The organism is Chloroflexus sp. (assembly GCF_034432675.1).
Classification (GTDB): domain Bacteria; phylum Chloroflexota; class Chloroflexia; order Chloroflexales; family Chloroflexaceae; genus Chloroflexus.
The window spans coordinates 1-10,884 of the sequence record NZ_DAOUBI010000217.1 but is presented as its reverse complement, the minus strand read 5'-3'; the positions used below and the strand labels follow the sequence as shown (position 1 = coordinate 10,884).

8 protein-coding genes are annotated in these 10,884 nt (G+C 58.5%); 2 read left to right on the top strand and 6 right to left on the bottom strand.

All coding sequences use genetic code 11. From position 1 onward, the window contains the following. Nucleotides 1-50 precede the first annotated feature (50 nt). From VAE55_RS16135 to VAE55_RS16115, 5 genes are all read right to left on the bottom strand, one after another. Complete coding sequence (locus VAE55_RS16135) at nucleotides 51-1,100, bottom strand: serine hydrolase domain-containing protein (RefSeq protein WP_322816756.1); 1,050 nt, start codon at nucleotides 1,098-1,100, stop codon at nucleotides 51-53. A gap of 145 nt (nucleotides 1,101-1,245) precedes the next feature. Continuing rightward, a complete protein-coding gene (locus VAE55_RS16130; protein WP_322816755.1) occupies nucleotides 1,246-3,783 on the bottom strand; it encodes a VWA domain-containing protein in 2,538 nt (845 codons plus the stop codon). Continuing rightward, the gene (locus tag VAE55_RS16125; RefSeq protein ID WP_322816754.1) at nucleotides 3,780-5,630 is read right to left on the bottom strand and encodes a VWA domain-containing protein; all 1,851 of its coding nucleotides are present in this window, start codon (nucleotides 5,628-5,630) and stop codon (nucleotides 3,780-3,782) included. The genes VAE55_RS16130 and VAE55_RS16125 overlap by 4 nt, the downstream gene beginning before the upstream one ends. Before the next feature lie 149 nt (nucleotides 5,631-5,779). After that, a complete protein-coding gene (locus VAE55_RS16120; RefSeq protein ID WP_322816753.1) occupies nucleotides 5,780-6,700 on the bottom strand; it encodes a DUF58 domain-containing protein in 921 nt (306 codons plus the stop codon). Beyond that, nucleotides 6,672-7,874, bottom strand: coding sequence for a hypothetical protein (locus VAE55_RS16115; RefSeq protein WP_322816752.1), 1,203 nt, complete (start codon nucleotides 7,872-7,874; stop codon nucleotides 6,672-6,674). Before VAE55_RS16115 ends, VAE55_RS16120 begins: the two co-directional genes overlap by 29 nt. A gap of 92 nt (nucleotides 7,875-7,966) precedes the next feature. Between VAE55_RS16115 and VAE55_RS16110 the strand changes: the two genes are divergently transcribed. After that, a complete protein-coding gene (locus tag VAE55_RS16110) occupies nucleotides 7,967-9,322 on the top strand; it encodes an NAD(P)H-dependent oxidoreductase (protein WP_322816751.1) in 1,356 nt (451 codons plus the stop codon). Next, nucleotides 9,319-10,188, top strand: coding sequence for an NAD(P)-dependent oxidoreductase (locus VAE55_RS16105; RefSeq protein ID WP_322816750.1), 870 nt, complete (start codon nucleotides 9,319-9,321; stop codon nucleotides 10,186-10,188). The genes VAE55_RS16110 and VAE55_RS16105 overlap by 4 nt, the downstream gene beginning before the upstream one ends. A gap of 132 nt (nucleotides 10,189-10,320) precedes the next feature. Here VAE55_RS16105 and VAE55_RS16100 read toward each other — a convergent pair whose 3' ends face one another. Further along, nucleotides 10,321-10,497, bottom strand: a complete 177-nt coding sequence (locus tag VAE55_RS16100) for a hypothetical protein (protein ID WP_322816749.1) — start codon at nucleotides 10,495-10,497, stop codon at nucleotides 10,321-10,323. Nucleotides 10,498-10,884: the final 387 nt, after the last annotated feature.

Genomic DNA, 10,884 nt, shown 5'->3' with positions numbered 1-10,884 from the left:
CGCTCTCTATCATTATACCTGTACTGATGGCAACCTGACTGGCTAGAGCGCTAACGATCTATCGCCTGGAGGATTGCGTCTACAACCATAGCAGCAACCGCATGGTGACGGTACGGCGGCGGTGTCCGTTTGGGGTAGGTGCGGTTGCACAGCAGGGCGATGGCCAGTCTCCGCTGGGGAATGCCGATCAGGAGGGGGCCAGTAAAACCACTATGGCCGAAGCCGTGGTGAATGGCGCTCCCCATGTATGGACGGTGTAGCATCCAACCCAAACCGCTCACCAATCGACCGGTATCAGAGACCGGCTGTGGCCTTAGTGCAGCCAGCGCTGTCTCGGTACGCAGGAGCTGCTGGTCTTGCCAGGCACCTTTCTGAAGGAAGAGCTGAACTAGCCGCAACGATTCAGCCGCTGGACCAAAAAGGCCGGCATGACCGGCAACTCCACCTAGCGCATATGTGCTTTCGTCATGCACCACGCCGTGAACAAGACCACCACGCCACTCCCAGTCCCATTCGGTGGGGGCAATGGTTGCACGCCACTCCGTCGGTGGGTTAAAGCGCGTCTTGTGCAGACCGAGCGGTACACAGACCAGTTCGGTCAGAGCGTCGGCCAGTGAACCGCCGTAGATCGCGGCCACGACATCACCCAACAACAGGGTGTTGAGGTTGGCATACTCGACGATGCGACCGGGTGGATGGCGGGGAGTGGCTGTGTAGACCGTTGTTCTGATCGTTGCTGCGCCGGCGCGGGCTAAGGGCGCCAGTTGGACGGCCAGACCACTGGAATGACTCAGAAGATGGCGAACGGTGATGTGGGGTGCATACAGTGCCGGTAGCCAGTGCTGGATGGGTTGGTCGAGTGGTAGCATGCCGGCGTCGTGCAGACGGAGTGCGGCAGTAGCGGTGAAGACTTTGGTTAACGACGCCAGATCGTAGATGGTATCAAGCGTCACCGGCATGGTGCCGGGATCATCGTACATCGTTGTACCGTAAGCTGCCGCATGCAGGAGGTTAGTGTCCTGCGCCACCAGGATGATGGCGCCTGGAAAGATACGCTCGTGAATCGCGGTGGTGATGATGTGGTCAATCTCAGGTATCATATCGTTGTGGTGTACGAAGGTTGTTCTCTCATCTGCTGACGCTTTCCTGAAAGTATATGCCCGTTGTGAGGTGTGAGGAATCGGTGCGGCTCAGGCCGATACCAGTAGCCTTCAGGTTGGTCTACCGTGCTGTGTACCAGCCGCACTACACCAGCAGGCGATTTCTGCGCAGGGCAATCTCGACCAGCCAGAGCAGGAGTGCCAGTCCGGCCAGGTATGGCCAGAGCGCTACTACTTCGCCGCTTGCGCGAGCCGCCGGTGTGGTCGCAGAGAGATCAACCTCCATACTCCCACCGGTCATCGTAGCGATCTGTTCTAACCGACTCGCCCCTTGTGATGTTTGTGGTGGCGGAAACGCATACTCCGCCGGGGGCGGTTGGACATACCCGATGCTGCGTTGTAACGTCTGCCCGTTGGCGAAGAGGACCACCGTGATCGCATAGGGGCCAACGCTTGTAAACGAGAGATCGCGAGCGTATTGCCCCGGCGCAACCTGGATCAGATTAATGTTCTGCTCGTTTCCGTTGGGCAGAGTTGTTCGGGCAGTGACCTGGGCCAGGTCTATCGGCTTCCCTCCGGCTGAGCGAGCGTCAACGACCAGGCGGGTATGGCCATTCGCCGTTTCAACCCACACTTGCAACGGGCCGCTATCAGAGGTTGGTAGCGTGTACTGCACGATCTGCGCCCAGAATTGCTCGTAGCCTGACCAAGCCGGCCATGAACTTGCCCATGGCGAGGTTACACTCGCCGCCCAGGCAACGCTACGTCCCAGTCCATACTGCCAGACCGCCAGCAACGGATCTTCCACAGGACTTTTCAGCACCAGCGAGGCTTCAGGACGTGGCTGGAGGGCGATGTATCCGTCAAGTGTAGGGAGTTCGCGCGGATTGAGGTTACGTACTAAGGGGTGAGGCTGATGCAAGATCACCGGTACCGGTTGTTCGACGGTGAGTTCAGCGGTTGCGATCTCGCTCTCTTGAAACGTGATCCGCGGGAGATCGCTCGCGTCGGCGACATAGTAGTAACGGCCATTCCCCCAAGCAGCCAACTGATTAAGGAGTTCGGTGTCGGAGTCGCTGCCAATGGCGATTGTCGAGAGCGTTATCTGGGCAGCGCGCGCACTCTCTACCAGTTGCTGGTAGCGCTGGTAGTTGTTACTGTAACTACGACCATCGGTCAGTAATATGGCATGGCGTGTGCTGTACGGTTCATTTGCCAGTGCCGGTAACCCAACCGAAAGGGCGCGTTCGATATTCGTTCCACCACCGAGCGACATTGTCGCAATCTGGTCTTGCAACTCGGCAAGCAAAACGCCCTCGCCAACCGTGCGGAATGGCACCGTCCAGACGGTCTCGGTATCGAAGGCCAACACACCAACCCGGTCACCTGGTTGGAGCATCGCCAGTGAGAGGATAGCTGCCTCTTTGGCCATGTCAAATTTGCTGATCCCAAAGGTAGCACTCATACTGGCCGAACGATCAATAATGAACAGGAGCGATACCGGCGCTCGTTGTGGTCGTGGTGGTGGTGTCATCAACAGTGGCAGTGCATCGGCGAGAGGGGTTTCGGCATACCCGCCCAGGGTGAACGACTGATTACCACCGATGACGGTCAAGCCTTTGCCTTCGCTGCGTACCACCTCGCGCAGGGCAACCATCTGCTCTAATGAGAGCTGGAAGGCCGAGACATCGACCAGCACGAAGCCGTCGAAGCGGGTAAGCAGATCGAGATTTGCCGGTAGTTCAGAGGCGCTGCTGCGTTCGATCACCATGCCAGATCGACGTAAAGCATCGGCGAGGACAGCACCTTCATCACCGCTATCTTCAATCAACAGGATATTTGGTGGCGGCATGACCAGCGTGGTCGCACCCGCTACATTGTTGGCCGCAAACGTGTCATTCCCATCGAGCACAAGCTCGGTACGCAGACGGACAATACCCGGTTCGGTGGCGGTGTGTGTCGCTACAAACTCGTAGGAACCGGAAGGAATAAAAATCGGTTCTTCACCGAGTAGTTGATCGTCTGCCCATATCCGTAACCGCGCCGCCAGTGCGTCACTACTGACCGGTGACCGGTAAAACGTAGCGATGCGTAGTTCAAAGGTTTCCCCGCTGCGCACAAACGCAGGTACATCGAAGCGCGTCACTGCTACTTCGGAAACCGCTGGTGGCGAGACAAGACGCACATCGATCCGAATACCGGCCTGCGCAGCCTGTTGTGCGGCAATCAGAGCATCACCCCCCGTCGTTTGACCATCGCTGATCAAAATGACTCTCCCACCACCGGGGAGCAGGTGGCGAACGGTGGTGATGGCGGCGGCCAGATCACTACCGGCGCCATCGGGGAGCCGATCACCACCCGCCACCACATCAGCCCCGAACGCGAGCAGCCGGGTCTTTGGGCCGGCGGCAGCGGCAATCGCTTCGGCTTCGGCGCGAATAGCCGCCTGCCCGGCAGGTGTCAGGCTATCGGATTGATCGTAGAGTACGATCAGCGGGCCGGTGAGTGGCACACCAGCTAACGGTCGGATGGGATCGGCCAGGGCACCAACCAACAACGCGACGATTGCCAGGCGCATCCCAACCACGCTCCAGGGCAGACGATTACCGGCACGACGCCAGATAAGCAGCAGCGCCGGCAGAACCAGGAGCAGCCAGAACATATGCGGTGCCTGCCAGATCATCGTCCCTCCTGGATTGGTCTGCGCTGAATGTAGAGCCATTCTGCGACTAGGATGCCGATAGCCGCGATCACCAGCCACGACCACACAGGCTGTGGCGCAGGAGTACGCACGGCTGTCGGCACGAGTGTAGAGCCAACGGTAGTATTATCAATCCGTGGCGTCACATCAGATTCGAGCAGAGAACCGGCATTCACTGGAATCTGCGCTTCACGCAGCAACTGCCTGCCGGCCAGCTCACGAACCTGGTAAAGACCGGCTTGCGACGGTTCCAACACGACGGGTAACGCCGGTTGGATGGTCATCACGTCACGGGTACCGTCTGGATGGCGCACTTCCAGATCAGTCGTCCGTAGATCGGTCGCATAGATGATGGGTGTGCCAAACATTACTGCCGTCGGCAACAGCGGCGGCGACAGATCACGAATGGTACGGGCCACCAGCAACGGAAACGCCAGGCGTCTGGTGATGGGATGATCGGTCAGATCAAAGTTCCAGACCGCGACATCACTGCGCTCAAAACGGCCCCGCAGGATAAGCGGATGATTGCCACTAAAGGCCAGCGGCGTTAACCAATCGGGCGGATTACCGAGCACTACTGCCCCCCAGTTCACACCGCTCAGATTAATATCGCGTAGCAGCGTTTCACCGGCAGGGGTCAGCGTAACGGTTGCTTCAGCCGGCGCCCGCCCCTGAACCGCCAGCAGTGACCCAGCAGGCGGATTGATGACCAGCACCCCACCCTCCGGCCAGCGCGGCGGCAACGTGTTCACCAAAACGGTAACATCGGCCAGTGGAGCCTGATCGGGATTATAGGTTGCTGACGATATTGTCGTCAGGGTTACATCCGGCATCGCTTGCAGCGCACGCGTAAGCGCCTCAACGCCACTGCCAACCAAGAGGACTCGAACCGGTTGTTGATTATTCATCACCACCATGGCAGTATCGTCGAGTGGTAAGCCATCGTTACCGGCAATCTCTAGCCGCACCTGACGGGCCGGGCCGGGAAATGTCCAGGTTAATTCGAGCGTAGCACCTGCCTGCATTGTCACGGTTTCGGTCAGGCTGTTCTGATCGTCGATCCAGAGCCGAACCGGGCCACGGAAGAAGCGATCACCGGCGTTCAGCAAACGAGCGTAGATATGAACTTCGTTCGCCGGCCCCGGTTGCGCAGCCAGAGTCACGACCGCACGATTTGCCTGCACGGTACCCAACACCTCGACCCGAATGGGTAGTTGTCGTGCGGTGAGATCAGGTGGTGGTAAAGCCCCATCAGTCAACAGAACAACCCCGGCACCCGGTTGATCGATCAGAAACGTCTCGGCGATAGTCAGTGCGCCGGTAACGTCACTCCCGGCACCTTCAATACGCAATGCAGCAAGGACAGCGAGTAATCGCTCTCTATCAACAACCTGCCCCCGGTCGATCAGACGCGCCTGCGGGCCGGCACTGATCAATATCACCTGATCGGAACCTCGCATCTGCCCAATCAACGTCGCTGCCTGTTGACGAGCCTGATCCAGCCGACTCCTGCCATCTTCAACCAGCGCCATACTGGTCGACGTATCAATAATGATGGCGAGATTGCGTGGCGAACCGAGCCACGGCCAGGTTATTTGGGGTTGGGCAATGGCCATGCCGATCAGAAATGCGGCCAACAGATGCAAGAAGAGCAAGAAAGTCAGGCGTAGCCGGCGCCGACGACGAGCTATGGGCTGTAGTGGCAGTTGTTGCCAGAGGATCAGGGAAGGCACTTCTACCCGCCGCCGCCGTGATTGAATCAGATGCAATATCACAATCACCGGCAACGCTAGCAGTGCGAGTAAGCCCAATGGCGCAAGTAGTGTCATGGGTCTCCTACATTGACAGACTCAGAGCCTGGCACATGTGATACGTCGTTATCACGAACATCCGCGCAGAGAGCAAATGCCCTGAACGGAATTACAACCGGCAATGCCCAATACCGGATTTGCACAACAGCAAACGCGCCTGACCGACGTCAGGTCAGAAAGCGGCGGATGCGCAAAAACGGGATCACTTGCCGTTCCAGCACCCAATCGGTCAATACCGGCGCATAATGCAAACCACGGGCAGAGCAGTGCTGAGCGATTGATGTACGCCAATGCTGTACCGCAGCACGATAAGCCGCCAATGTCGCCTCATCAAGATCAACAACCAACTGATCACCGGTTTCGCTATCAACCAACTCCAGCGGCCCATACAGATTCGGGTTCAGATCGGCGTTACTCAGCAGATGCAGCACCATAACCTGCCAGCGCGGTGCAGGCAAAATCTGGTTCAGCCGCTCAACCGGCATCGGGGTGAGCAGGTCGGAGAGCAACAACACCAGACCGCCCCTGGGATGATGTTGCGCTATCTGGCGAGCTGCCTGCTCTAAATCGATGCGGCGGGTCGGTGTCAGGTCACGCAGCGCCTTGAAGAGTTCAACCTCACGCATTTTGCCACGTGCCGGGCCAAAGAGAGGCTGCGGTTGATCACCGGTCAAGACGGTCACTCGATCACCGTGGGCCAACGCCAGATAGCCCATAGCACCGGTCAACTGAATTGCCCGGCGCAACCGTTCCGGATCGCCGGTCACCATACTACGCGAGGTGTCAAGGATCAGACTAACCGCCACATCCTGTTCGGTTTCGCCCAAACGCACCAGCAGATGTTCCTGGCGAGCGTAGACATGCCAGTCAAGATACCTGGGATCATCACCGGGCGTGTAGGGGCGATGATCGCTAAAAATGGTTGCCGGCATCGGTTGCCGACCGGGATAACGACCAACAATTGGCGTACCGCGCAGAGTCCGCTGCGCTTGCAGACTCAGTCGTTCAAGCCGACGCAGAAAAGCTTCGTCGAACAAAGGTGGTGGCGGATTATCTGATTTACGGCGAAAAATAGTTGCGAACCACATCGCGAACATCCGTAGGAATTTGAAGCGGATCGGCGGCTGTTTGTACCGGGCCACCGGCATTGACGCTGCCGGGACGAATCACCAGTTCACCCGCTGAAGCACCGATTGATTGTTCAGCAGACGTGCCGGTTGTCTGCACCTGACCACTACCATCAGTCGTTAGCTCTAACGGCGTACCATCAACCCTAGATGGGTTAAACGACTGCTCACGGCGCTGGCTCCCCGGCGTGTTCCCGGCCCCACCTCCACCGCCGGCTACTGGTGCCGTCGGCTGACGCTCAAGCGCATCGGCCAGCGCATCCATACCGGTCGCACCGGCAACACTATCGCCGTACTGAAGTGCATCAGCAGTGGCTCGCAACTGATCGGTGAGATCAGGACGGGTCTGGTCGATTGCACGGGCTACCTCGCGCAACGACTCAGCCAATGCTTCACGAGCTGCCGGTGAAATCTCACCCATCTGATCGGCCAGTTCGCGTAGGGCATCAGCCGCCCCGGCAAGATCGCCCTGATCGAGAGCTTCTGCTGCGGGGCGCGTCAATGCCTGATCGCGCAGGGCATCGGCCAGCGCTGAAATCACGTCCAGATCACTCCCTGATACCGGCGAGAGAACGGATTCGGTGGGAACAGGATCGGGTTGGGTGGTGACCGGATCGGGTTGGAGAAGATCGGGCAACGGTTCCGCTTCACCGACGGCTGGGATTGGCGGGGTGACGATCATCAGCAAGCCAGCGAGCATCAACAGTAACGCGACCGGCATGAGTGCTTCTGACCAGATCGGCTGACGGGATCGGCTGAGATAGCTTTGCACGCGCTGTACACTCTCTTGCGCCTGTTCCTGCAACCTGCCGGCAACCCCCACCTGAGCGCCTTGTAGTTCCAGAGCCGTGCTCAATTGCTCTTGCAGCCCAAACCGCCGATCCAGGCGACGAGCGGCTGTCGTTGGCGTCAGCCAGAACTTCAGCGCCCGTAGACAGCCAACCATCGTACTACCGACAATGATCCAGCCAAACAGCGACCGTGGCAATGGGGCAAAGCCAAACACAGGCAGCATGGCGCCAATACAAGCGACAAGCAGCCCGATACTGAGCGAACGTATCAGTTGTTCAATTGTATACTGCCGCCAGCGTTGCGCACTCAGGCGACGAAGTTGTCTGATTAATTGTTCCTGCATACTGGCAGTGTACCACAATCTATCGAGTAAAATATGATGTATCGATGAATGTCTGGCAAAAGATACCGGCTGAGTAGCAGATTGAGGAGAATATGAACGATCTACACGCGCTCCTGGCCCGTCGTGTTGCGGAAGGGCGACCGTTACGGGTAGGTCTGATTGGCGCCGGCAAATTTGGCACCATGTTTCTGGCCCAGGCGCGACGGGTGAAGGGACTACACGTCGTCGGCGTCGCAGACCTGGCGCCGGAACGGGCGCGGCTGGCATTAGAGCGCGCCGGTTGGTCAAAGGAGCAGTATACCGCTCCATCGCTTGCCGCCGCTCTGCAACAGGGCACGACCTTCATCGGCGATGATGCACCTGCTCTGATTGCGGCTGATGGGATTGAGGTTATTGTTGAAGCAACCGGCGCACCGGCAGCCGGTGTGGCCCATTGTCTGATGGCAATTGAGCACCACTGCCACATCGTTATGGTCAATGTTGAAGCCGATGCCCTCCTGGGGCCATTCCTTGCCCGCCGCGCTGCCGAGGCAGGCGTGGTCTACTCACTGGCCTACGGCGATCAGCCGGCATTGATTGCTGAACAGGTCGAATGGGCACGAGCGTGTGGATTCGAGGTGATCTGCGCCGGCAAGGGAACCCGTTATCTGCCACACTATCATCAGAGCACGCCGGAAACGGTCTGGCAGTACTACGGCCTCAGTGCCGAACAGGCTGCCGCAGGTGGGATGAACCCCCAGATGTTCAACTCATTCCTCGACGGCACCAAATCGGCAATTGAGATGGCGGCTGTCGCTAATGCCTGCCTGCTGCGTCCACAACCGCACGGCCTGGCATTTCCACCGTGTGGCGTGGACGATCTCCCACACGTCTTACGTCCACGTGAAGCGGGCGGACAACTCGCACATGCAGGAACGGTCGAGGTTGTCTCGTCGTTAGAGCGTGATGGACGGCCGGTATTTCGTGACCTGCGCTGGGGCGTTTACGTCGTCTTCGCTGCCCCTGACGACTACGTGCGGCGCTGTTTTGCCGAATACGGTCTGGTGACCGACGCCAGCGGCACGTACAGTGCCCTGTATCGGCCATCCCACCTCATTGGACTGGAATTACCGATCTCCGTATTGCGGGTCGGCTTACGGCAGGAACCAACCGGATACCCACAGGCATTCCTCGGCGACGTGGTTGCGGTTGCCAAACGCGATCTGATCGAAGGCGAGACCCTTGATGGCGAAGGTGGCTACACCGTCTACGGCAAACTGATGCCGGCAGCCGACTCGGTTGCGCTGGGCGCACTCCCGATTGGCCTGGCGCACAACATTCGCACCCTTCGCCCCATTCCTGCCGGTGCAGTCGTGCGCTGGGACGATGTTGCCTACGAGACCAATCATCCAACAGTACGACTACGCCGCCTCATGGAGCGTACCATGCTGACGGAGACAAGCCAATGAAGATTGTATTAATCGGTCTGGGTTTAATGGGGCGGCCAATGGCGCGTACATTGTTGAAGGCAGGATTCAGCGTTACCGGCTGGAATCGTTCACCACTCGACCCAGCGCTCACTGAAGGGATACCACTGGCCGCAACACTGGTTGAAGCGGCTCAGGCCGAGACCCTCATCCTGATGCTCAGCGACTCAGCGGCAGTCACTGAACTTTTAAGCCGGCTTGATCCTCTCTTGCGCGAGGGGCAGTTAATCATCGACATGGGCAGCTCCGATCCACGTCACTCCCAGACCTATGCCGCAACCCTGGCAAATCGCGGCATCGGCTGGGTTGATGCACCCGTTTCAGGCGGGCCAGAGGGTGCGGCTGCCGGAACGCTGGCTATCATGGTTGGCGGCACGACCAGCGATGTCGAACGGGCAGAACCGATCCTTCGTGCATTGGGGCGCCCAACACACGTCGGCCCGCCGGGTGCCGGACATACAGTAAAAGTCATCAACCAGCTTATTGTCGGCCTGACAATCCAGGCCATCGCCGAGGCGACGGTTCTGGCCGAAGCCTACGGAATCGACCCGGCACTGTTACGAACAGCATTAGCCGGCGGTTTTGCCGACTCAAAAGTGCTCCAGATCCACGGCCAGCGCATGGCGGCGCGGCGCTACACCCCTGGCGGTAAGGTAACCACCCAGCTCAAAGATCTGCGCATGGCCGCAGCAATGGCATCGGCAGCAGGCATTGCTTTACCACATCTGAACGACACCATTGCACGCTACGAAACACTCGTAGAGCGCGGCCTGGGTGAACTGGATCATTCCGCCTTGCATATCCTGTTAGATGAGAGGTGCGCAGGAGGGGAAAAGGACAACGCTTAAGGTATTTTCCGACACCGGTAGAGGAGCCTGTGAAACGAGAACTGACAACGCTCCGACAGGGGTCGGGCATATTACCATACCAAGTCTTCGACCTCAGTAGCAGACCTCTACCGGCAAACTACAAGACGATAGTTACTTTACCAGCGCACTGAGCGCTACTGCCGTCGATGGCAAGTACACGTCGCCACCGTGCTGCCTGTCGTCCCCGGTGGTGCGGGCACGCTGATCCTGGGCGCAGCCCACGCCGACACCATCGCCGGTGCCCTGCACGCCATAGCCCACGTCGATGAGGCGGCGGGTGTAGAACACGGATGGCAATCCACACTGATGATGCCACCAGCGCGGCACGGGTGGTGAGCTATCATGCACATTCAATAACTTCAGCGAGGGGAAAGACCTTCGTTTCGGCTTCTTCCGGCACAATTGTTGTAGTCCGGCAAAGGAGAGCTGCCCGACTGACGAACGTTAAACTTTACCTTCTGTAATTGACAGAAAGGCAATTGGATGTTTGCGCGAAGACACAGATTAAAAGTGTTGACTCTCAACACGTGTTAGAACTTATTTCATAAAAAGTTGTACTGTTGCGCTCTCATAACCATCTCCGGTGCCATCACGTGCTGGATTGGTTGCCTTGCTCGCTCATCATCCGCGTGTGGCGTCGTTTAGAGTGCGGCAGCCATGCTGCCGCGCCAGCCG

Bases quoted from the DNA above. Each gene is read 5' to 3' on its own strand.
- VAE55_RS16135 (WP_322816756.1), bottom strand. From the start codon at position 1,100: ATGATACCTGAGATTGACCACATCATCACCACCGCGATTCACGAGCGT.
- VAE55_RS16130 (WP_322816755.1), bottom strand. From the start codon at position 3,783: ATGATCTGGCAGGCACCGCATATGTTCTGGCTGCTCCTGGTTCTGCCG.
- VAE55_RS16125 (WP_322816754.1), bottom strand. From the start codon at position 5,630: ATGACACTACTTGCGCCATTGGGCTTACTCGCACTGCTAGCGTTGCCG.
- VAE55_RS16120 (WP_322816753.1), bottom strand. From the start codon at position 6,700: ATGTGGTTCGCAACTATTTTTCGCCGTAAATCAGATAATCCGCCACCA.
- VAE55_RS16115 (WP_322816752.1), bottom strand. From the start codon at position 7,874: ATGCAGGAACAATTAATCAGACAACTTCGTCGCCTGAGTGCGCAACGC.
- VAE55_RS16110 (WP_322816751.1), top strand. From the start codon at position 7,967: ATGAACGATCTACACGCGCTCCTGGCCCGTCGTGTTGCGGAAGGGCGA.
- VAE55_RS16105 (WP_322816750.1), top strand. From the start codon at position 9,319: ATGAAGATTGTATTAATCGGTCTGGGTTTAATGGGGCGGCCAATGGCG.